The organism is Pseudomonas parafulva (assembly GCF_000800255.1).
In the GTDB taxonomy this organism is placed as follows: domain Bacteria; phylum Pseudomonadota; class Gammaproteobacteria; order Pseudomonadales; family Pseudomonadaceae; genus Aquipseudomonas; species Aquipseudomonas boreofloridensis.
In genome coordinates, this window is the sequence record NZ_CP009747.1 from 4,685,832 (window position 1) to 4,707,492 (window position 21,661).

The following is a 21,661-nucleotide window of genomic DNA, read 5'->3' on the forward strand; positions in this document are numbered from 1 at the left end:
GGCCCCCGCGCTGCTGAAGGTGCTGTCCCTGGTCGTGGCCGCGATGGCGCTGGGCGCCTGCTCCCCCGCCGATGGCGACGACAAGCCCAAATCCTCCTCCAGCGCCGCTGCGGCCACGCCCGACCCCGCAGCCCTGAGCAAGCTCGACAACCCCAAGCCGCTGCCGGACGACGTCAGCCTGCCGCTGCCGTGCGGCGGTGAAATCGTCTTCCGCCACGTCTACGTACTGGCCCAAGGCAGCCTCGACGACCGCGAGGTCAACCTGGGCTATCCCTTCAGCGAGGGCGAGGCGGGCTACAAGCAGTCGTTCATCTCCGGCTATCGCCGCGACTTCATCAACGGTCAGTTCAGCGTGAAGGACCTGTCGTCCGACTGGCAGAAACAGATCGCCGGCAGCCTGCCCAAGGTCGAGGCCGGCAGCCCGCTCAAGCCGATGATGTACTTCATCGGCAAATACGAAGTCACCGCGCGGCAGTACGCGCAGGTGATGGCCCAGGCCCAGTCGCTGGCCAGTGGCGAGGCCGCGCCGACCTGCGAGCCGGTCACCGAAGCGGCCGGGCGCCTGCCCAAGGTCAAGTTGTCGCGCTTCGAGGCCGAGCGCTTCGCGGCGGTGTATAGCGCCTGGTTGATGAAGCATCACCGCGACCTGCTGCCGGTCAGTGGCCGGGGCAGCAAGGCCGAGGACGGCGGCATCGGCTTCGTGCGCCTGCCCACCGAAGTGGAATGGGAATTCGCGGCCCGTGGCGGCTCGGCGGTCAGCCGCCAGCAGCTCGACGGTCGGTTGTTCCCGCGCCAGGTCGAGGGCAGCGACAGCGAGGGGCCGCTTGCCGACTGGGCGGTGTACAACCAAGTGGCCGGCGGCACCGGCCAGGCGGCGCGGCTGATGCCGATCGGCACCAAGCTGCCAAATCCGCTGGGGCTGTTCGATGTGATCGGCAATGCCGCCGAGATGGTCCAGGAGTCGTTCCAGTTGGTGCATGCCGGGCGTCGCCAGGGTGCCTATGGCGGCTTCGTGGTCAAGGGCGGCAACTACCTCGAAGGCGAAACCACACTGTTCACCGGCATGCGCCGCGAGTACCCGCTGTTCGGCGCCGACGGCACCGAGCAGCGCAACGAGACCACCGGCTTCCGAGTCGCCATCGGTGCGCTGTCGGCGCCGCGTTCGCGCTATCAGGAACTGTTCGAGCAGTGGCAGAAGGAAGGCCGATTGGCGGGCCTGACCGATGACATCGACGCCGCCGCCGACCCGACCCAACGCCTGGACAGCATCATCGCCGGCTCCGGCGATCCGCGCCTGCAAGCCGAGCTGGGCCTGGTCAACGAAGAACTCAAGCGCAATGTCTCGCTGATCGCCCGCCAGCGCGAGGAAGCGGCCGGCAACCTGATCCAGTCCGCCGCTTTGGTGGCCGAGACCATCAACAACTACAACATCCGCCTGACCAACCTGCAGAACACCCAGGCCAAGGCCCAGGCGGCGGGCGACCAGACCAGCGCCAAGCTGTACGGCGCGGCCATCGCCAACGGTCGCAGCGCGCTGGACGGTGCGCTGGCGATCTACATCGACAACCTGGCCAGCGGCACGCGCTACACCGATGCGGTGATCCAGGCGCAGTTCCAGCAGGTCAAGCAGGAACTGGAGCGCAAGCCGGTGCTGGGCCGAAGCCTGGAGGCGCGCGCGACCCTGTTCGTTCGCCACGTCGGCGAATACCGCCAGAACCGGCGGGCCGACCCGGCGACGATTCTCAAGGAGCTGCTGGCCTCGGCCGCTCCACGACCCTGAACCCTTTGCCCAACCTCCGGCCGGCATGACGCTGGCCGGATTTGCACAACCCGAGAGAGAACCCGACCATGCGCATGAACCGCACCTCCCTGATCTCCGCTTCCAAGGCTCGAACTGCCCTGCTGCTCGCCGCCGGCTTCAGCACCGTGCTGCTGACCGGCTGCGCCGGCTCGCCGGTGTCCAAGGTGGGCGCCAGCACCAAGGTGGAGTACTACCCCAACTGCTACGAGCCGGTGCAGCACCTGCGCTCCACCGACGGTGACATGACCCGTTCGGTCGCCACCGGCGCGCTGCTGGGGGCTGTCGGCGGTGCCCTGACCGGTGCCATGGTCGATGGCGACAAGCGTGGCCGTAACGCTGCCATCGGCGCGGCCGGCGGTGCCCTGGTGGGCGGCGCGGCGGGGTACTACACCGAGCGTCAGAAGCAGATCAGCGACGACAAGCAGCGCATCGCCTCCTACGCCGCCGACATCGACAAGAGCGCCGCCGACCTGGACCGCACCACCCAGTACGCCAAGGCCTCGCAGTCGTGCTATCAGCGCGAGTTCGCCAGCCTGATCCAGAACCGCAAGGCCAACCGCATCAACGACACCGAAGGCCGCAAGCGCCTGGCCGAGATCGTCTCGGGCCTGCAGGAATCGAACAACCTGCTGACCGCCGTGAACGGTCGTCTGGGTGAGAACCTGAACAACTACACCCAGGCCTACGAGCAAGACCTCAAGCAAGTGGGCGTGCAGCGCTCGCAAGTGGTCGCTGCGGTCGAGCCGCCGAAGGCCACCGGCAAAGCGGCTGGCAAGAAAGCCTCGTCCAAGGCCAGCAGCACCGTGCCGAGCGAAGCCGTAGCCACCGAGAAGACCCTGCAGAACGCCAGCAGCAAGAAGGCCCAGGCCCAGCAAGTAGCCAAGGCTGGTACCGATCAGGTCAACAGCATGTGCCGCAACCCGGACATGGGCGACTGGGCACCGGTGCCTTGCCCGAACGTTTGATGGGATGCCATGGGGCGCTGCGCGCCCCTTTTCGCGACGCCGGTCCGCCCCGTGCGACCGGTGGCGCGTCGGGTGCAGCGCCGAGGTTTCAGGCGTTGCGCTGCGTGTTGAACGGGGACGCATTCAATGACGGATCTTCTGGTCAATCAACTGGCCAACTCTTCGCAATTCATGGCGCGGCAGCGTCTTCAGTCACGTATCAATCTGCCGCAAATGTTCGCTGCTATCGATGCGGATCCGCGCATCGTGGGGGCTGGGGTGGTTTACGTAGATGCCGATTACAACGTCATCACCCTGCGTGAATTCCAGCCGATTTGCAGCATCAAGCCCAAGCGCGTGATTCTTCGTGAGATCAACAAGTACCAGACACCTGCACAGTACACAGAGCAGCTACAGAACAATCCGCGAGAAACACGCGTGGTGAAGGAGGCGGTCAACACGACGCTGTCTTGCGCAGGTGCAATCATCGGCTGGTGGGTGGTTTTCAGTGGCACCATTGCGGCGCCCTTCACAGCAGGCACCAGCTTGGTGCTGACGTACATCGGGGGAGCGGCAGCCACGGCGAGCACGGCCCAGTGCCTCATTGGCGGAGTACGTACGGTGCGTGAGGTCACTAATCCTGCAGCCAATGACGCAATGGACGACAGTAAGTGGTATCAGGCGACTTCCACGGTGCTCGATGCGGTCTCGCTCATGGGGGTAGGGGCTTCCGGCCTGACCACTCTCAAATACCTTCAGGTTCACAAGGCCGCGACGGGCCGCAGTTGGTTTGAATTGACCAGATCTCTCAGCCGTCAGCAGCGCAAGGCGTTGACCGATGAGTTGCTCTCGATCAAGCACCCGTCACTGACGCCCAAGCAGCTCAAGTTGCAGCAGGCCGCCGGGACCATGACCAAGCGATATACACCCACCCAGATCAACCACGCGACCCAGACACTGTTGCGCGACTCGCTGGGCGCATCGTTCGGCCTGGCGGGAAGTTCGACGGTACAGAGCATTGCCGTGGGGCTCTACGAGGAAATCGACTGATGATGAACTTCAGCGCTTTCCAAGCCTTCATGCGGCAGTACTTTCCCATCTTCCTGACGGGGCTGTTCGTTTCGATCCTATCGATGGTCTTGGCGGTTGCGCTGTGGGTCGATAATCATTGGCGCGACCACCCGGATAATTCCCTCTACACCCTGCTGACGTGTGGTGTGCTATCACTGCTGCTGTGTGTAGGTCACTTCGCGATGATTCGCGGCTTGGGCTGGGCGATATGGGTCGTGCTGTTATCGCTGGCAATCACTTGGCTGATGGCCTTGAGCCTCGTAGGCACGGGGTTGAGCACAATTCTCTTGATCATTGTGACGGCGATGCCGTTGCTGGCGGTTCTGGTGTTGAACAGCTCGCGCCATCGCGAAATGCGCCGAGGCCTGGCGCATCTCCGCGAACAGCGGCGCGCCGCGCGCAAAACTTGAATCAACGCACCGCAGTTATCATCGGTCCGCCGCTCCCGCGCATGACGCAGAGCGGTTTTGTGCAACTCGAGAGAACCCGGCCATGCGTATGGACCGCGCCACCCTCATATCCGCCTCCAAAGCTACCAAGCAAATCAAGTTGAAGCAGAGCACGGGCGCACTCACCAAGCGATACACGCCCACCGAAATCAAGCACGCCACCCAGACGCTGATCAAGGATTTGATCGGTGCATCCCTAGGCTTCGTCGGCAGCAGCACTGTCCAAGGCCAAGCTCAAAGTATCGCGCTGGGCCTTTACGAGGAGTTCGGCGAATGAGCCGTGATCCTGAGCTGCAAAGATTTCTCGATCGGTATCTGCTGATATTTCTAGCCGCCTACTTTCTGTCCCTCTTTGCTATGGCGGGCACCTTTTCACTGGTATGGAGTTCGTACTGCCGCGAATGCACTCGGGAGATCGCCTACCCTGCGAGTCTCGCCGTTTTGATCCTGGCACTTTCCACGGCGCATGCTGCGGTAGTTCGAGGCTTCTACTGGGGGGCATGGTGGGTCGCTGGGCTGTGTATCGGATCAATTGCATTTCTGATTCCGACCTATGCCTACGGACCTCACAAAATGGTCTTCACAAGCATTCTGACCGCAGCGTTGCTTGGCTTGTTGGTGCTTAATAGCCGCACTTATCGGCAGATGCGGATCGTGTTGGCGGAGTATCGAGCCAAGCGTAGGCAGGAGCGTGCGGGGCGAGATTCAAAAGGGCGTACCCCGAAACCATGAGCACTAAGTCACACAACGAAAATCCATCGCCCGACTCTGAACGGTCTTCGTTCATGCGCCGTTATTTTCCGATGTTCATTCTGGGCTTTCTATTGTCCTGCGTGAGCTTGAGTGGCGTAGTGTCGCTGACATTCGCCACCTACCTTCGCGATTTTGAGGGAGATGGGACGTTCTCCTTCGCTGTGACGTTGGGCATTGCTCTGATTGTTGCAGGATCACACATCGCTATCGTTCGAGGCCGCTATTGGGGTGCATGGGTCATGTTGGCGGTATTGGCCGCAGGTCTGGTCGCGGTGGCTCCCTGCTATGCATACACCTCGTTCAGAGGCTCCTTGATAGCGATCGTGCTGCTTATTTTGGTTGCCTTGCTGGTATTCAACACTCGCCGCTACCGCGAAATGCGCCGAGGCCTGGCGCACTACCGTGAACAGCGCCGCGCCGCACGCAAACCCTGAATCACCGAGCCACCGTCACCGTCACCACCAGTCCGCCGCCCTCCCGATTTTCCAGATGCAACGCGCCGCCATGGCTGGCGGCGATGCGCTGGGCGATGCTCAGGCCCAGGCCGTAGCCGCCGGAGCGGTGGTTGCGCGAGGTCTCGCCACGGACGAAGGGGTCGGTGACGGTCGCTAGCAATGCCGGGTCGATACCGGGGCCGCGGTCTTCGACGTGGAGGCGGATGTGTGTCGAGTCAGCGTCCAGTCGCAGCGTCACCTGGCGCCCATAGCGCAGCGCATTGACCAGCAGGTTCTGCAGGCAGCGCTGCATCAGCAACGCATCGACGCGCACCTTGCCGACACTGCCCTGCACCGGCAGTGGTTCCTCGGCGCTGGCCAAATCGGCGCACACCCGCGCCACCAGCCGGTCCAGATCGACCTCTTGCAGGTTCTGCTGCTCTCCGGCATGCAGGTAATCGAGGACCTGGCCGATCATCGCGTCCATCTGCGCGATGTTCTGCTGCAGCCGTACCTTGTGCTCTCCGTCCTCGAGTCGTTCCAGGCGCAGCCGCATGCGCGTGAGCGGGGTGCGCAAGTCGTGGGACACGGCGGCGAGGAAGTAGGCCTTGTCGTTGACCATGGCGATCAGTCGCTGCTGCATGGCATTGAACGCCTGGGCGGCCTGGCGCACTTCCTCCGGGCCCTCCAGCGGCAACGGCGGCTGTTCGAGGTTGCGGCCCAGGCCCAGCGCGGCGTCGGCCAGGCGCCGCAGCGGGCGCAGGCACAGGCGCACCGCCACCAGGCACACCAGCAGCACGGCCAGAATGCGCAGGGCATAGACCCGCAGCAGGTAGTCGCTGATCAGCACCCAGGCCGACTCACCGCTCCAGCCCTGCAACTCTTCGCCATCGACCAGCAACCAGTGGCCGTCCTCCAGCGGTACGGCGAACTGCAAGTGCGCCTGGGCGATGCGCAGGCCGAACAGGCTGCGCCACAGCACCGGTCGGCCCAGTTCGTCGGTGAGCTGCAGCTTGAGCACGCGCGCCTTGAGCGCGTGACCGAGTTCGTAGCTCAGGGCCTGATTGAGCAGCAGTTCGATGCGGTGGCGGCTGTGCGGGTCGTCGGCCTGTGGCGAGGGCAGCGATTCGGCGCAGCGTAGGTGATAGCGGGCAGGGATACGGGGTGGGGTGGTGTGGCAATTGGCCTGGGCGATCAACGGCGCGCTGCGCGCCGCGATCAGCCGCACCGGTGCTTCGAATACCTGGGCGAAGCGCACGTCGAACCAGATGCTGCTGGACACCAACTGCACCAGCAGCGTGCCGCTGATCATGATCAGCAGCAGTTGGCCGAACAGGGTGCGGGGCCACAACCGGCGCAGCAGGCGCACCTTAGACGCCCGGCCTCTGGGCGATGCTGAGCAGGTAGCCTTCGTTGCGGATGGTGAGGATCTGCGCGCTGCCCTCGGCACCACGGCGCAGTTGCTGGCGCAGGCGGCTGATGCACATGTCCACCGAGCGGTCGTCGGGCAGGTGGTCGCGGCCGAAGGCGCTGCGGGTCAGGTGGTCGCGCGACACCACACGGTCGTTGGCGTCCAGCAGTTCGCGCAGCACGCGGTAGTCGGAGCGGGGCAGGTTCAGGGTCTGGCCGTCGGGGAGGGTAAGCAGGCGCTTGATGTGGTCGAGGCTGAAGCCGGCGAAGCGCTGCAGGGACTGGGCCTGTTCTTCGGCAGGGGCGTCCAGGCGCTGGGGGCGGCGTAGCACCGCCTTGATCCGTGCCACCAGCTCGCGCGGCTCGAAGGGCTTGGCCAGGTAGTCGTCGGCGCCCACTTCCAGGCCGATGATGCGGTCCAGGGTGCTGCCCTTGGCCGAGAGCATGATCACCGCCAGGCCCGGTTGGGTGTGCAGGTAACGGCACAGGCTCAGGCCGTCTTCGCCGGGCAGCATCAGGTCGAGCACCACCAGCTCGACCTTGTGTTGCGCCAGTTGCTCGCGCATGCGCTCGCCGTCGGCGGCAGCCAGCACGTGGTAGCCGGCATCTGCCAGGTAATCGCAGAGAAGTTCGCGGATCTCGTCGTCGTCGTCGACGACCAGCAGGGTCGTGCTCATTGCGGGGGCACCTGTGTGGCGCGCGCTGGCGCGCCGTTACGTTCCATTACATCCCCGTACATGTCGGGCATGGAGCCCGGAGGGCACATCCCTAGAATCGTAGCAAAAACCATCTGCGAATACGAAACCTTCCCAAATGAATCCCCTGAAACTTTCCAGCGATTGCGCACGCTCAAGCCGTGGCGGCAGTCGTCTCTCGCCGCTCGCCCTGTGCGTTGCCTTCAGCCTGTGCACCAGTGCTTACGCCGCCGACGGCCAGCCCATCGAACTGAGCGCGACCAGCATCGAGGACAGCGCGCTGCCCAGCGCCGACGCCACCGGGCAGCTTGGCTACACGGTCGAGAGCACACGCAGCTCCACCGGGCTCGATCTTACCCCACGCCAGACCCCGCAGTCGGTGACCACGATCACCCGTCAGCAAATGGACGACCGCGATGTGCACAGCATCGAGCAGGCGTTGGAGACGGCGCCGGGGATCAGCGTCAGCAAAATGGAAGTGGGCGGGCGTACCGACTTCCGCGCCCGTGGCTACACCATCACTAACTGGAAACTCGACGGCCTACAATTTCCGGGCGGCTCGGACTTCAGCGGCAGCGGTAACGCCCTGAACCTCGACTTGTACGAGCGCATCGACATCGTTCGCGGCGCCAACGGCCTGCTCGGCGGCACGGGCGACCCGTCGGCCACCGTGAACCTGATTCGCAAGGCCCCGACCCGCACCTTCGGTGGCAGCGCCTACGCCACCTACGGCAGTTGGGACAAACGGCGCTTGGGCGCCGACCTCAACGTTCCGCTGTCCGAAGACGGCCGCCTGCGCTCGCGCTTCGTGGTCACCCAACAAGACGCCAACTCGTTCCGCGACAACGAGTCCCAGCGCGCCCGCGCCGCCTTGGCCAACTTCGAGTTCGACCTGGATGACGCCACCACCCTCGGCGCCGGCTACCAGTACGAGTACAACAAGGTGGTCGGCGGCGGCTGGGGCGCGAACATCCCGATCTGGTACGGCGACGGCAGCAAGACCCACCTGCCACGCAGCAGCAACGTGGTGCCGAGCTGGAGCTTCGGCGAATACGTCACCCGCACCACCTTCGGCTCGCTGCAGCACCGCTTCGACAACGACTGGACCCTGGACCTCAAAGGCGCCCAGAGCACCACCGATGCGCTCAACCATCGCGGCCTGGCCAAGGTCAACTCATCGGGACGCGGGGTGTACGGCGGCTACTGGGACCAGGACGGCAGCGGCGCCGTGCTCAATGGTTTGCACAGCTCCAGCGACACCACCCAGCAATCGGCGCAGATCGACCTCTCCGGCCCGTTCCAACTGCTGGGCCGCACCCATCAGGCGATGGTCGGCTACAACGACAGCCGCACCGTGGCCTGGTCGCCGGAGTACACCTGCACCCTGACCAGCGCCAACCGCGTCAGCGCGCCGGCGCTGGGCTGTCAGTTCCGCGCCAACAACGGCTTCCCGCTGAGCAACTGGCTCAACGGCGTGGACAGCGACTACAACATGCTCGCCTCGCAAACCGGCCGCCACAGCAAGACCACTACGCGTTTGCAGGGCATGTACGCCGCCACCCGGCTGAGCATCACCGATCCGCTGTCGGTCATTCTCGGCGCCCGCGTGACCGACTATTCCTCGACCACACGCAGCGTCGGCGGCGTGCGCAGCAACCAGCAGAACAATGGCATCGTCACCCCCTACCTGGGCGCGGTGTACGACCTGAACGACACCTACTCGCTGTACGCCAGCTACACCGATATCTTCAATCCACAGACCCAGGAAACCGCCAGCGGTAGCAAGGTCGAGCCGATCCGTGGCCAGAGCTACGAAACCGGCCTGAAGGCCGCCTGGTTCGACGGTCGCCTCAACGCTTCGGCGGCGTACTTCCGCACCAAGCAGGAAAACAAGGCGGTCACCGACGGCGACCTGCTCACCCCGACCGGCGCCACGGCCTACAAGGCCGGCTCCGGCCAGGAAACCGACGGCATCGACCTGGAACTGGCCGGCGCCCTGACCGAAAACTGGAACGTCTACGGCGGCTACACCTACCTGCACTTCCGCCGCCTCGACAGCGACGGCCGCAGCGACCCGTCGCACCTGTTCAAGGCCTCCACCACCTATCGCCTGTCCGGCCCGCTGGACCGCCTGACCCTGGGCGCCGGCGTCACGGCGCAGACCAACATCCGCGCACTGTCCACCCCGGCGGGGCAGCCGACCAATGGCGTGAGCCGCAGCGCCACTGACGTGAACTGGTCGGGTTATGCGATCTGGAACGCCATGGCCAAGTATCAGGTGACCGACGACACCAGCGTCAGCCTCAATGCCGATAACCTGTTCGACAAGCGGTACTACACCCGCTACGGGTTCTATGCGGGGGCAATCTATGGGGATCCGCGGAGTTTGTCGTTGACGGTGAGTACGAATTTTTGAGGTGATTTGGGTGAGGGTTGTTTAAATGTGTGTCGGCATGCCGGTCCTAGTGACCGGCATTGTTGTTTTTAGGGGATTCGGGACATGACGGGAGGGGTTTAGTCTGTGGCAGCTAAAATGCTGGGGCACCAGGAGTCGAAAATTTTAATAAATATATGATTGATAATTTTTTATTTGTTTTTGTGCGGCTCTCTATCTCTAAAACTATCTTTCGGGATTCGCCCAATCTTTCATAGAGGCAAGCAATGCCAAGCTACGATCCATTGCCCTCGAGGCATAGCAGCCTGTCATGCTGACAAGGAGCCATTGCTCCTTTCTAATCGACAGCAAGCGGTTCAAAGGTGCGAAAAGGTAGCTATCCGCTACAAGTGACGTTCAAATCTGTCGATTCAAGCTGGGGCAACTGACGAAGGTGGTGCACGACGATAAAGCAAGCACCAATACCAAGATTTCAATCGAGGGCTTCGTAGCTTATCCTAAGCCAGCAATCTCTTGCTGCTTGTTGCGTCCACCGCCGCATCCAGCTCAGCCCCAGCCAAATGCTTTGCATAGTGCTCCTTCAGTTCCGACTCCCAAGAAGCGACCTGATCCAATAGGGCTACCGCCTCATCTTTCGTCAGTGCGAAATGCTTATGTTGACTAAGCAGGTTATCTCGACTTAGAAGGGGACCGTTTATACCAACATGCATCGACAGCCCTTGTGCAGGCCCCTCTCCCAGTACGGGAAGAACGTCATACATAGGCGAGAGGCGCCAAGCCCCTTCCTGCCAGATCACAGCGTGGTTGCGAGGATGATCGTCACTGTTCCCTACTAGAGCGTTGTAGGCCATTCGCCTGTAGAGCTCTTGCCTATCAGAGTCTGGCGCGCCTCTGCGATACAGCTCATCGGCGAGCGCCGCATAGATCCATCCGTCGTTGCGCTGCGCGTGCCATTCGGCATCGAGAAGAGTCAAGCCACTCATCATTGGGATGCGCCGAAACCTTGCATCAGTCTCTGACCATTTTCGGTCAAATCGCTCCACTATTAGCGTGTTGCCTTTTACACCTTGATGGAGTGCAGTTCGGGCGACATTCATCCCCTTAGTAGTCGCAAAGGTCATGCAGGCATACTCAAATTTCGGCAGGTCGTAGTGATCAAATTTATCGCGAGGCTTAGCAAGAATCAGCTTGTGATCAAAGCGGTATGTGCGCTTGGGCCTGGCACCACCAACAGCTGAGCGCTGATCCCGTATTCTTAAAGCCTCCAACTGCTCAGCGCTCAGCTGGCTGTCATAGATCGCAGCGCAAATATCTATGAAGTGGTCGAGCCCTTTGGCTTCAAGCATTTTCATAGGCCTTTCGCCTGTACCCGGCCTCGGTGTGCGAGCTTCGCCAGCCATGATATTTCCGGCGCGATCTTCGTTAGGAGATAACAACAGGAGCTGGATAGGAGTGAGTTCTCCCTTTTGGGTGCGGCGCAGCAATCGTTCTCCCCAGCCATCTGGCATCGCATCATCAATGAACCCGGGAACGCCGCCATTCTTTTGTACCTGAATGGGTCGAGTGGAGAGCGGATATCGTATTGGATCAGGCACCCAACCCTTGGTATCCACGATCTCCGGCGCATAGACGAAGGTTCCCGTGCGGCCAGAAAGGGTCAGCTTACCCAGCGTCACAGTCTGACCTGTTTGCGGACACTCCATGTAAATGTAAGCGTGCGACATTAGAAGTCCTCCGCTTTGCTGCGCGGCAGTTTTACGCGCTTGGTGGTGTTGCTTTCTAAAGAGTTGAGATCAAGCGCAGGGTCATCGATCAGTGCTTGGAAAACCCGGTCAGAGATCCCCACGGTAAATAGCGCGAGCATGAAATCGCGCAACGAAACACCTTCAGCCTTCCCCCCCTCGAGGTGACGAATAGCTCGGAGAGAAATTCCAGCTAGCTCTGCAAGGTCAGCCTGCCGTATCCCCATGCGCAACCGAGCTTCCTTCATCAGAAGGCCTATACGGTAAAGCACAGAGGTGCTTTGAACAGGGAAAAAGTCTTTCATAAGGTAGCACCTAGCGACATCCTAGAGAGGATAAGATATCACTAATCGCACACTAAAAAATCTTTTGTAGATTTTAAGATGTCGCAAAATGACACCTTATGTACGATAAGGGTTCATGAAATGATACCTTAATAGAGGGGTAGAACCAGCGCGGGTAAGTCAAATCTCGCGTTCTTGGCGGTAATTTTTCCCCAGTTTGGCACTACCCTCGCCAGATCAGCCTTCTGCCAATGGTGGGGATATCCTGACGTTGCAGCGGGTTTTAGGGCACTCGTCGTTGGCCATGACAATGCGCTATGCCCATTTCAGTCCTGGTCACCTTGCAGAGGTGGTAACGCTTAACCCGCTGACCAATCTTGGAGTGAAGGATGCAGGTAATGGTTGAAGCTCTGGAGTGGTGCGTAGTGGTTTGGGATTTTGCTGCTGCGCCGGCTGCCAATCAGTCACTAAACCTGACCACAGTGGGCGTAGCACTGATATCAGGATTGATTGGTATTAGCGGCTCTTGGCTGGCCCTTGGCTGGCAGGCTTGGAGGGAGAGTCGAGTGCAACACCTCTGAAGGGGTAGTCGTTAATCATGGCGTGGGTATTGGGCTCTGTGCGAAAAGTTTTGAGAGGTGAGGTTGTCCGGCGATGGTGGGCTCAGCGCTTGTTTGCCTGATATTCAATGGTGCCAAAGACGCCGTGGACTCAGGCTTTGCTGCCGCTTTGCGGCAGATCGCGGGGCAAGCCCGCTCCCACAGGGTTCTGTGCTGGCTTTTTGGAATTGGGTGGGGCAGTTGCCTTAACGGCGATGGATGGCCGTGCTTTTGGCATTGAACCGAGCGTGTTACTTGGGCTGGGAGAGGCTATTGCCGTCGAAGCGCGTCTACCCGCGCGTTCAGGGCTTGGCCATGCGGCAGGTGGTGTCTATCAGCGGGACTAGTGTGCGAGCTTCGGGCATACCTTTGGCATAGAACTAGACCGTTGCCAGCGCTGGCTGCCCTCCAAGCCCAACGGATCACCAAAACGAAAAAACCCGCCAAAAGGCGGGTTTTCCGTGTGTTCCAGAGATTTAAACAGCCTTCTCCGAAACCTTATATGGTGCCGGCACCAGGAATCGAACCCGGGACCTACTGATTACAAGTCAGTTGCTCTACCATCTGAGCTATACCGGCACAGGGGCGTCATTATAGCGATCGCCAGGCTGCTGTAAACCACTTCCTTGCAATTCGCTCGCAATCACCTAAGTCACCGCCGCGAAAGAAGAAAATCCTACCAGCCGCGATGGATGCTGGTGACGTTCGGCTCGGGTTCGGCTGGGTTGAAAAACAGCTTGTGATTGTCGCAGCCGCGCTTGCGGCACGGGGCGTCTGCTTGCAGGGGCAGGCCGCGGTCGCCGCCGAGCTGCATGGCGGGGGTTTCCCAGCCAAGGTTGGCGGTTTTCGGGGTGGAGGCGCTGTTGGGCGTGCAGCCGCCTAGGGCCAGGGCGAGGGCCAGGAAGGTGAGGGGCGTGGTCTGTTTCACGAGTCGAGATCCGTTCATCAAGCTATCCGGGTGGGCGGATGCGCAGGTGGGTGTTGCCGGTGGGTGGGCGCGGGCGGGATTTTAACGGGTTGCGTGGGGCAGTGGGTAGGGTGAGGTGTGGTGGGTGTGATGGGGTTCTTGTTTGACTCGGGCGAGGGGCTGAGATGGCGGGGGCTGCTGTGTAGGTTTTTCGCGGCGTGTGGGGTGGTGTCGTGAGTGCTAGGCGCGGGGCTTATTCACAAGCGCGAAGCACAGCTTGGGGGAAAGGCAAGGATTGATGACAGTCCGTTGGTCTTTGCGCAAAGGCCTGTTTTTGCTGGTGTTAGATCAGCGATGTGGAATAAGCAAAGAGGCAAAACGTCGCGGGTTAGAGATGAACGGAGAGATTCATCAAAAGCTTGTTCACAGACTTATCCACAGGTTGCTCCGCTATTTTCGTTCGCCTAACAGGAGCAGATTGCGGGGCGTCAGGGGGTAGTCGCAGAAGATGCCGAGTCTGACGTCGTAGCCTTGTTCCTGCAGGAACAACGCGCGGTCGAGCACCAACCAGAGTTCCAGTGGGCGGCGGAACAGGTTGCGCAGCGCTTCGAGGTTGCGCACTTCGGCCAGGCGTTGCCAGCCTGCGGCTTGCAGGGCGGTCCAGTCGGGATTGCCGGTCAGCGGCACGTCGCGCAGGGCGGCGAGGTCGCGGCAGTAGGTTTCGAAGGATTTTTCCAGCCAGGCCGTGGGCAACGAGGGGGTTGGCAGGTAGTCGTCGGTCTGGCGTTGCTGACGCTGCAACAGGTCGAAGCCCAGGCGCCGGGCCATGGAGCGGTCGCGCTGGCGACGGGCGCGGGCGCCGGAGGTGACGGTTTCGCTCAGGGGCAGGCCGAGGTCGTCGAGGCCCAGGTGCAGCGGGGAGGCCTGGGCGGCGAGGGACAGCGGTTGATACTGCGGTGCCTGGATGCGGTTGTAGCAGCACGGGGCCACGGCGATCTGGCGGCAGCCTTGGGCGCTGGCCAGTTGCAGCAGGTGCACGTGCAGGTCGCCGCAGGCGTGCAGGGCCACGACGCTGCTGTCCGGGTGCAGATGGTCGGCGCTGCCGGGGGCCAGTACGTCTTGCTGCACATGCTGGGCCGCGAGTCGGTGGTGATCGCTGAGCGTCTGGCCCGCCGCCACCAGCGCTGGATCGTACTCCAGGCAGGTGAGGTGCTGGCCGGGTTGCAGCAGGCGTCGGCCCAGGTGGCCTTTGCCTGCGCACCAGTCGAGCCAGTGCTGGGCGGGCTGACCGAAGCTGAGGTGGCTGCCGAAGGCTTCGATCTGCTGCCATTTACGGCCGGGCACGTGGACGTCCAGGCGATGGCCGGGCGCGTGCAGCTCGCTGCGCGGCAGCTCGCCGAGGGCGGACAACTGCACGGCCTCGTGGGCCAGTTGCGGGAAGGGCGCTGGGGCGGGCAGTCGTTCGGGGTGCTGCTGCGCGGCTTCGGCGTCATCCAGGGTGCGGGTGCGCAGCCACTGGGCCAGCTCGGGGTGCTGGGATTCCCATGGCAAGTGCAGGGCGGTGAACGGGCGGGGTTTCCAGAGGTGTTCGTGCTGGCGCAGGAACAGGTCCAGGGCCTGGAAGCGCGTGCTCAGTTGTTCGGGGCGCAGGAAGGTGGGCTGAGGCATGACGCGGCGTCGGTGAGGGAAGGGCGCGGGTGGATCGCCGGGGCGACTCACCCGCGAAGGGGGTCAGCGCCCTTGGCAGGCATCGACGCGCAGCCAGCGCTCCAGCAGCTTGAAGCCTTGCACCAGCACGAACGAGATCAGCAGGTAGAACACCCCGGCGGCGAAGAAGATCTCCACCGGCAGGTAGGTGCGGGCGATGATCGTGCGGGCCATGCCGGTCAGTTCCAGCAGGGTCACGGTGCTGGCCAGGGCGCTGGCCTTGAGCATCAGGATCACTTCGTTGCTGTAGGCCGGCAGGCCGATGCGGGCAGCGCGCGGCAGCATGATGTAGACCAGCGCCTTGCCGCGTGACATGCCCAGCGCCCGGGCGGCCTCGATTTCGCCTTTCGGGATGGCCTGCAAGGCGCCGCGCAGGATCTCGGCGATGTAGGCGGCGGTGTGCAGGGTCATGGTCAGCACCGTGCACCAGAACGGATCGCGCAGGTACGGCCACAGCGAACTGCTGCGCACCACGTCGAACTGCGCCAGGCCGTAGTACACCAGGAACAGTTGCACCAGCAGCGGCGTGCCACGGAAGAAGAAGATGTAGCCGTAGGGCAGGGCGCGCACGTACCAATGGCGCGAGGTGCGGGCGATGCCCAGCGGGATGGCCAGGATCAGCCCGGCGATGACGGCGATGGCCAGTAGTTCGAGGGTGAGCGTAGCGCCCTGGGCCAGGCGCGGCAGCCACTTGATGATCACTTCCCAGTTCATTGCGCAGCCCTCGCGAAGCCGCGAGCGGCGCGTTGTTCAAGGAAATGCATGCCGATCATGGCGACGATGGTCAGGCACAGGTAGATGCACGCGGCCACGGCGTAGAAGGTGAACGGCTCCTTGGTCACGGTCACGCCGATCTGCGCGTGACGCATGATTTCTTCCAGGCCGATCACCGACACCAGCGCAGTGTCCTTCATCAGGATCATGAACAGGTTGCCCAGCCCCGGCAGGGCCACGCGCCACATCTGCGGCAGGATGATGCGCGACAGGATGCGGCCTTTGGACAGCCCCAGCGCCAGGCCCGCTTCGCGATGGCCTTTGGGAATCGCCAGGATGGCGCCGCGGAACACTTCCGTGGCATAGGCGCCGAAGCACAGCCCCAGGGCGATCACCCCGGCGGCGAAGGCGCTGAGTTCCAGGCCCGGCATGTTCAGGGCCTCGCCGAGACTGTTCATCAGCCCGACGGTGCCGAAATAGATCAACAGGACCCACAGCAGTTCAGGCACGCCGCGAACCAGGGTCGAGTAGGTGCCGCCCAGCCACTGCAAGGGCTTGAACGGGGAGGTCTTGGCCAGGGCGCCGAGCAGGCCGAGGATCAGCCCCAGCAGCAGGGCACAGAGCGCCAGTTTTACGGTCATCAGGGTGCCGGCCATCATGGCCGGACCGAATCCGTGCAGATCGATATTCATGGGCAGGGTGCATTCAAGGGACGGGCACCGCGCAAAGGCGGTGCCGGTCGGGGTGAATCATTCGATGCTGAACGGGAAGTACTTTTCGTTGATCTTCTTGTACGTGCCGTCGGCCTTGATTTCGGCCAGGGCCTTGTTCAGCTCGTCGCGCAGCTTGGTATCGCCCTTGCGCACGGCGATGCCGATCTTGTCGCTGTCGACCACCGGCTCGCCCTTGAACTCGTAGTTCTGGCCTTCCGGGCTCTTCAGCCAGTCGTACTGCACGTACTTGTCGGCGAGGATGGCGTCGACACGGCCCGAGGTCAGGTCGAGGTAGGCGTTTTCCTGGGTGTCGTACAGCTTGATGGTGATGTCGCTGCCGTAGGTGTCTTCCAGCCAGGTGCCCGCCAGGGTGGCGCGCTGGGTGCCGATGATCTTGCCCTTGAGCGAGTCTTTGTCGGTCTTGAAGTCGACGTTCTTCGGCGCGATGAACTGCAGCTTGTTGGAGTAGTACGGGTTGGTGAAGTCCACCGCCTGCTTGCGCTCGTCGGTGATCGACAGCGACGACACCAAGAAGTCGAACTTCTTGGCGTTCAGGGCGGGGATGATGCCGTCCCAGTTGGAGGTGACGACCGAGCATTCGACCTTCATCTTGGCGCACAGGGCGTCGCCGATATCCTTGTCGAAGCCGACGACGTTGCCGCTGGCATCCTTATTGTTGAACGGCGGGTAGGCCGCTTCGATACCCATGCGCAGTTTTTCCGCAGCCAGGGCGTTGGCCGACATCACCAGCGTGGCGGCCGCGGCCAGGAGAAATTTCTTGTAGGTCTGCATGTGTTGCTCCGTTAGCGGTGGCTGGACATGAATTGCTTGCAACGCGCCGAGGTCGGGTTCTCGAAGACCTGCTGCGGCGATCCCTGCTCTTCCACCAGGCCCTGGTGCAGAAACACCACTTCGCTGGACACCTGGCGGGCAAAGTTCATCTCGTGCGTTACCAGCAGCATGGTACGGCCTTCTTCGGCCAGTGCGCGGATAACGTTAAGCACTTCCTGGACCATTTCCGGATCGAGCGCCGAGGTGGGCTCATCGAACAGGATGACCTTCGGCTGCATGGCCAGGGTACGGGCGATGGCGGCGCGCTGCTGCTGACCACCGGACAGCTGCGCCGGGTAGCTGTGGCGCTTGTCGAAGATGCCGACCTTCTCCAGCAGCGCCTCGGCGGCCTGCACGGCTTCGGCCTTGCTCTGGCCGAGCACGCGGCGTGGCGCCTCGATGATGTTGTCGAGGATCGACATGTGCGGCCACAGGTTGAAATTCTGGAAGACGAAGCCGATTTCACTGCGCAGACGGTTGATCTGCCGGTTGTCGGCGGCGATCAGCTCACCGGTTTTATCGGCCTTGAGCTTGAGCGCTTCGCCGGCCACCAGGATTTCGCCCTGGTGCGGGTTCTCCAGCAGGTTGATGCAGCGCAGCAGGGTGGACTTGCCGGAGCCGGACGATCCGAGGATCGAGATCACGTCACCATCGCGCGCGGTCAGCGAAATGCCCTTGAGAATTTCCTGGTCGCCGTAGCGTTTGTGCAGGTTGCGGATTTCCAGCGCGGGCGTGGCCTGGGCCATGTGCGGTCCTCATGTGATCGGGTGCGTTCCCAGCTGTTGGCGGCCTTCCTGGCGTGCGCAACGCTAGCATAGCGGGTCGGGGCGGCCAACCGGGACGCAGGGGACTCGGGTCGCTGGCGGGACAGTTTGTCGCATCGCTGCAGTGCAACGTCGCGCGGATGTCCGCAACGCGTTGCGCTCGGCGCCGGAGCCTTGATGAAAAAAGGCGCGATGGTGCCAGTTTTGGTTTGGCGAGGAAAGGCTTTTTGCTTCGCGGGTGGATGGCAGGCTCTTGAGTAAGCTTCCTAGCACGGAGTTGGGTTGCGCCTGAGGGTTGCACCTAGGGTGCGTCTTTTTGGTGCGACGGTGTTACTAAGGACTACCTTTGGTGCGTTTGTAAGTGAGTATTTCAGTAATGCACACTGCGCGGACCGCTTCGACGACCCTTCGGTCATTGCTTGGCCGAAGGGCGGCAAAGCCACGTCAATCGCGGTAGCGCGAAGATTCATGTGCATGACCTGCACCGCTGGCGCAGTTATTGCCAGCAGCAAGGCGCCGATTGCCAAGCCGTCTAAATCAACCCTTGGCGCGCTTCGTTCCAGTAATCGGGTGGTCCACTCCTTACAAAGGTAGTTTTATGAGCGGTAAGCACAATTCCAATGACCTCGCTCAGGGGCTCAAACAACGGCATGTCACCATGCTCTCCATTGCCGGCGTGATCGGCGCCGGCCTGTTCGTCGGCTCCGGCCACGCCATCGCCGCTGCCGGCCCTGCCGTACTGCTGGCCTATGCCGCAGCGGGCACCTTGGTGGTGCTGGTGATGCGCATGCTCGGCGAGATGGCGGTCGCGTCGCCCGACACAGGTTCCTTCTCCACCTACGCCGACCGCGCCATCGGGCGCTGGGCCGGGTTCACCATCGGCTGGCTGTACTGGTGGTTCTGGGTGCTGGTGATTCCGCTGGAAGCCAACGCCGCTGCGGCGATCCTGCATGCCTGGTTCCCGGCCGTCGATCTGTGGGCCTTCTCGTTGATCATCACCCTGGCGCTCACCGTCACCAACCTGTTCAGCGTGAAGAACTACGGCGAGTTCGAGTTCTGGTTCGCCCTGCTCAAGGTGCTGGCCATCATCGCCTTCATCGTGGTCGGCTGCGCGGCCATGTTCGGCCTGGTGCCGGGCAGTCAGGTCAGCGGTGTCAGCCACCTGTTCGACACCCAGGGCTTCATGCCTAACGGCCTGGGCGCGGTGCTGGCGGCCATGTTGACCACGATGTTCTCGTTCATGGGCACCGAAATCGTCACCATCGCTGCCGCCGAATCCAAGGATCCGGGCAAGCAGATCAGCCGCGCCACCAACTCGGTGATCTGGCGGATCTGCCTGTTCTACCTGGTGTCGATCTTCCTGGTGGTGGCCATGGTGCCGTGGAACGATCCGGCCCTGGCCGAGAAGGGCTCCTACCAGACCGTGCTGAGCTTGATCGGCGTGCCCAACGCCAAGCTGATCGTCGACATTGTTGTGCTGATCGCGGTCACCAGTTGCTTGAACTCGGCGCTGTACACCTCTTCGCGCATGCTGTTCTCGCTGAGCAAGCGGGGCGACGCCCCTGCCGTCGCCCAGCGCACCACCCGCGCGGGCACCCCGCACTGGGCCGTGCTGCTGTCCACCGCAGCTGCCTTCCTGTGCGTGTTCGCCAACTTCCTCGCACCGGCCGAGGTGTTCGAGTTCCTGCTGGCCAGCTCTGGCGCCATCGCCCTGCTGGTGTACCTGGTGATCGCCGTGTCGCAGTTGCGCATGCGTGCCCAGCGTGAGGCGCGGGGCGAGAAAATCTCGTTCAAGATGTGGCTGTTCCCGGGGCTGACCTGGGCCACCATCGCTTTCATCGTCGCCGTATTGGGCGTGATGGCCCTGCGCGAAGACCACCGCATCGAGATCATCGCCACGGCGCTGTTGAGCATCGCCGTGGTGATCACCGGGCTACTGGTGCATCGCAAGCGCGGCGTCGCCGGACGGGCCGTGCTGGATAACTGAGTCGGCATCTGCATCGAAAAGGCCGCATCCTCTGAAGGATGCGGCCTTTTGCGTTTATCGGACCAGTGGTCGAATCGGCCCGGTAAAAAAATGAATCCCCGGTTTGTCCCCTCGGTCAAGAATTATGTACGCAGTAATCTGACGAGGTAACCGCATGACTATCGAAGCAGAAACACTTGCCGAACTGACCCAGGCGCTCAAGCGACGCGGCCTGAAACGCCTGGTCGATATCGCCTTCACCCGCGCGCCGTACCGCTGCAACCACCGCTGGATCTGCATCGTCGAGTGACGCTTCTCTTTGCCGGCAGCAGGGATTCGCCCGGCCGCCGGCCACCCTTCCTACGCCGATTCAGGCGAATCCTTGCTGGCGCCACGCCTCATACACCGTCACCGCCACCGTGTTGGACAGGTTAAGGCTGCGGCACCCCGGACGCATGGGCAAGCGCAGGCGTTGTTCGGCGGGCAGGCTGTCGAGCACTTCAGCGGGCAGCCCACGACTCTCCGGGCCGAACAAAAACGCATCGCCGGGTTGATAGGCCACTTCATGGAACGGCTGCGAGCCCTTGGTGGTGAAGGCGAACAGGCGCGGCTGGCCGAGGCTTTCCAGGCACTGGGCCAGGCTGTCGTGGCGCTTGAGCGTGGCATACTCGTGGTAATCCAGCCCGGCCCGGCGCAGGCGCTTGTCGTCCAGCTCGAAACCGATCGGCTCGATCAGGTGCAGGTCGCAGCCGCTGTTGGCGCACAGGCGGATGATATTGCCGGTATTCGGCGGAATTTCAGGTTGAAAGAGGATGACGTGGAACATGCACGGCCCCAGGCAGGAAGATGACGCGCATTCTACCCTCGAACCGGACCCGCGTTCGAAGGCATGGCCGCGGGTATTGATGTCGATGGCCATCGTCGGGGTGATGGTCGGTTTGATGATCGGTCGGCTGACGGCGCCCGAGCCGCGTGTGCTGGAACAGGTGCAGGTCATGGATGAAGGCCTGGACCTGTTGTTCAACGCCTCGCCCAAGCTGCATGGCGAGAACGTCAATGGCACCGTGGCGCTGGTGTTCCAGGCCGAGGGCAAGCCGCAGCGTGGCCAGTTGACCCTGCAAGGAAGGCCGGTGGGCTGGCGTTTGCAGCGTAGCGATGAGGGACTGGTGCTGAGCCTGGTGGCCGCGCGTCCCCTGCGCGGCACCTGGAGCGCTGCAGAGGACGCGGGGCGTTGGCGGGTGCAGGTCAGGCTGCACGAATAAAAGAGGGGAGTCTCGGCCTGCCTGTACCGAGGTCCCCGAAGCGGGCGGTGTTGCGAATAAAAGAGGGAGTCTCGGCCTGCCTGTACCAAGGTCCCCAAAACGGGCGGTGTTGCGAATAAAGAGGGGGATGTCCCGGCCTGCCTGTACCGGGGTCCCCGAAACTGTCGTTATCAGTGTTATTGCAGGTGTCGTGCCAGTTTATAAAATCCTTTTAATTCAA

At 62.5% G+C, this 21,661-nt stretch carries 22 protein-coding genes, 1 tRNA gene and 1 pseudogene; 12 read left to right on the plus strand and 12 right to left on the minus strand.

Going from position 1 to position 21,661, the window contains the following annotated elements; all coding sequences use genetic code 11:
* Positions 1-19 precede the first annotated feature (19 nt).
* From NJ69_RS20450 to NJ69_RS20480, 7 genes are all read left to right on the plus strand, one after another.
* On the plus strand, positions 20-1,780 hold the full coding sequence (locus NJ69_RS20450) for a formylglycine-generating enzyme family protein (RefSeq protein ID WP_369811419.1): 1,761 nt from the start codon (positions 20-22) through the stop codon (positions 1,778-1,780).
* A gap of 68 nt (positions 1,781-1,848) precedes the next feature.
* Positions 1,849-2,766 carry a type VI secretion system-associated lipoprotein TagQ gene (gene tagQ / locus NJ69_RS20455; protein WP_039582648.1) on the plus strand — a complete coding sequence of 306 codons (918 nt, stop codon included), beginning with the start codon at positions 1,849-1,851 and terminating at the stop codon, positions 2,764-2,766.
* Positions 2,767-2,892: 126 nt separating this feature from the next.
* Positions 2,893-3,795 (plus strand): hypothetical protein, encoded by a 903-nt coding sequence (locus NJ69_RS20460; protein WP_039582649.1) that lies wholly within the window; start codon positions 2,893-2,895, stop codon positions 3,793-3,795.
* Entirely contained in the window at positions 3,795-4,226 is a 432-nt protein-coding gene (locus tag NJ69_RS20465) for a hypothetical protein (RefSeq protein ID WP_039582651.1), read from the plus strand. Before NJ69_RS20460 ends, NJ69_RS20465 begins: the two co-directional genes overlap by 1 nt.
* A gap of 82 nt (positions 4,227-4,308) precedes the next feature.
* Positions 4,309-4,542: a hypothetical protein gene (locus tag NJ69_RS20470; RefSeq protein ID WP_039582653.1), complete on the plus strand. Its 234-nt coding sequence runs from the start codon at positions 4,309-4,311 to the stop codon at positions 4,540-4,542.
* Positions 4,539-4,997, plus strand: a complete 459-nt coding sequence (locus NJ69_RS20475) for a hypothetical protein (RefSeq protein ID WP_039582654.1) — start codon at positions 4,539-4,541, stop codon at positions 4,995-4,997. Before NJ69_RS20470 ends, NJ69_RS20475 begins: the two co-directional genes overlap by 4 nt.
* A 53-nt stretch (positions 4,998-5,050) precedes the next feature.
* Positions 5,051-5,452: a hypothetical protein gene (locus NJ69_RS20480; protein WP_052192176.1), complete on the plus strand. Its 402-nt coding sequence runs from the start codon at positions 5,051-5,053 to the stop codon at positions 5,450-5,452.
* Position 5,453: 1 nt separating this feature from the next.
* Here NJ69_RS20480 and NJ69_RS20485 read toward each other — a convergent pair whose 3' ends face one another.
* Entirely contained in the window at positions 5,454-6,821 is a 1,368-nt protein-coding gene (locus NJ69_RS20485; RefSeq protein ID WP_039582655.1) for an ATP-binding protein, read from the minus strand.
* Between the two features lies 1 nt (position 6,822).
* Positions 6,823-7,539, minus strand: a complete 717-nt coding sequence (locus NJ69_RS20490) for a response regulator (protein ID WP_039582657.1) — start codon at positions 7,537-7,539, stop codon at positions 6,823-6,825.
* A 136-nt stretch (positions 7,540-7,675) separates the two neighbouring features.
* On the opposite strand from NJ69_RS20490, the gene NJ69_RS20495 reads away from it, so the two are divergent.
* Positions 7,676-9,973, plus strand: coding sequence for a TonB-dependent siderophore receptor (locus NJ69_RS20495; RefSeq protein WP_039582658.1), 2,298 nt, complete (start codon positions 7,676-7,678; stop codon positions 9,971-9,973).
* Positions 9,974-10,449: 476 nt separating this feature from the next.
* On the opposite strand, the gene NJ69_RS20500 is transcribed toward NJ69_RS20495, so the two are convergent.
* Entirely contained in the window at positions 10,450-11,676 is a 1,227-nt protein-coding gene (locus tag NJ69_RS20500) for a type II toxin-antitoxin system HipA family toxin (RefSeq protein WP_039582660.1), read from the minus strand.
* Entirely contained in the window at positions 11,676-11,999 is a 324-nt protein-coding gene (locus NJ69_RS20505; protein WP_029612673.1) for a helix-turn-helix domain-containing protein, read from the minus strand. Before NJ69_RS20505 ends, NJ69_RS20500 begins: the two co-directional genes overlap by 1 nt.
* 229 nt (positions 12,000-12,228) lie before the next feature.
* Between NJ69_RS20505 and NJ69_RS22970 the strand changes: the two are divergent.
* Positions 12,229-12,384 (plus strand): annotated as a pseudogene (locus NJ69_RS22970) (phage integrase); the annotation flags it as partial.
* Between the two features lie 696 nt (positions 12,385-13,080).
* Here the strand turns inward: NJ69_RS22970 and NJ69_RS20510 are convergent.
* From NJ69_RS20510 to NJ69_RS20540, 7 genes are all read right to left on the minus strand, one after another.
* Positions 13,081-13,156: transfer RNA gene (locus tag NJ69_RS20510), tRNA-Thr, on the minus strand.
* Between the two features lie 97 nt (positions 13,157-13,253).
* Positions 13,254-13,505 (minus strand): hypothetical protein, encoded by a 252-nt coding sequence (locus tag NJ69_RS20515; RefSeq protein ID WP_039582662.1) that lies wholly within the window; start codon positions 13,503-13,505, stop codon positions 13,254-13,256.
* Between the two features lie 429 nt (positions 13,506-13,934).
* A complete protein-coding gene (locus NJ69_RS20520; RefSeq protein WP_039582664.1) occupies positions 13,935-15,152 on the minus strand; it encodes a methyltransferase in 1,218 nt (405 codons plus the stop codon).
* Between the two features lie 63 nt (positions 15,153-15,215).
* Positions 15,216-15,905, minus strand: coding sequence for an ABC transporter permease (locus tag NJ69_RS20525; RefSeq protein WP_029612671.1), 690 nt, complete (start codon positions 15,903-15,905; stop codon positions 15,216-15,218).
* Positions 15,902-16,597, minus strand: a complete 696-nt coding sequence (locus NJ69_RS20530) for an ABC transporter permease (protein WP_029612670.1) — start codon at positions 16,595-16,597, stop codon at positions 15,902-15,904. Before NJ69_RS20530 ends, NJ69_RS20525 begins: the two co-directional genes overlap by 4 nt.
* A gap of 57 nt (positions 16,598-16,654) precedes the next feature.
* Positions 16,655-17,410, minus strand: coding sequence for an ABC transporter substrate-binding protein (locus NJ69_RS20535; RefSeq protein ID WP_039582665.1), 756 nt, complete (start codon positions 17,408-17,410; stop codon positions 16,655-16,657).
* 11 nt (positions 17,411-17,421) lie between these two features.
* Entirely contained in the window at positions 17,422-18,195 is a 774-nt protein-coding gene (locus NJ69_RS20540; RefSeq protein WP_039582666.1) for an ABC transporter ATP-binding protein, read from the minus strand.
* Between the two features lie 616 nt (positions 18,196-18,811).
* Between NJ69_RS20540 and gabP the strand changes: the two genes are divergently transcribed.
* The gene (gabP, locus tag NJ69_RS20545; RefSeq protein WP_029612667.1) at positions 18,812-20,200 is read left to right on the plus strand and encodes a GABA permease; all 1,389 of its coding nucleotides are present in this window, start codon (positions 18,812-18,814) and stop codon (positions 20,198-20,200) included.
* A 154-nt stretch (positions 20,201-20,354) separates the two neighbouring features.
* Positions 20,355-20,489 carry a hypothetical protein gene (locus NJ69_RS23025; protein WP_275898074.1) on the plus strand — a complete coding sequence of 45 codons (135 nt, stop codon included), beginning with the start codon at positions 20,355-20,357 and terminating at the stop codon, positions 20,487-20,489.
* A gap of 60 nt (positions 20,490-20,549) precedes the next feature.
* Here NJ69_RS23025 and trmL read toward each other — a convergent pair whose 3' ends face one another.
* Positions 20,550-21,005: a tRNA (uridine(34)/cytosine(34)/5-carboxymethylaminomethyluridine(34)-2'-O)-methyltransferase TrmL gene (gene trmL / locus NJ69_RS20550; RefSeq protein WP_039582668.1), complete on the minus strand. Its 456-nt coding sequence runs from the start codon at positions 21,003-21,005 to the stop codon at positions 20,550-20,552.
* On the opposite strand from trmL, the gene NJ69_RS20555 reads away from it, so the two are divergent.
* Entirely contained in the window at positions 21,004-21,441 is a 438-nt protein-coding gene (locus NJ69_RS20555; RefSeq protein WP_029612666.1) for a hypothetical protein, read from the plus strand. The genes trmL and NJ69_RS20555 overlap by 2 nt on opposite strands.
* Positions 21,442-21,661: the final 220 nt, after the last annotated feature.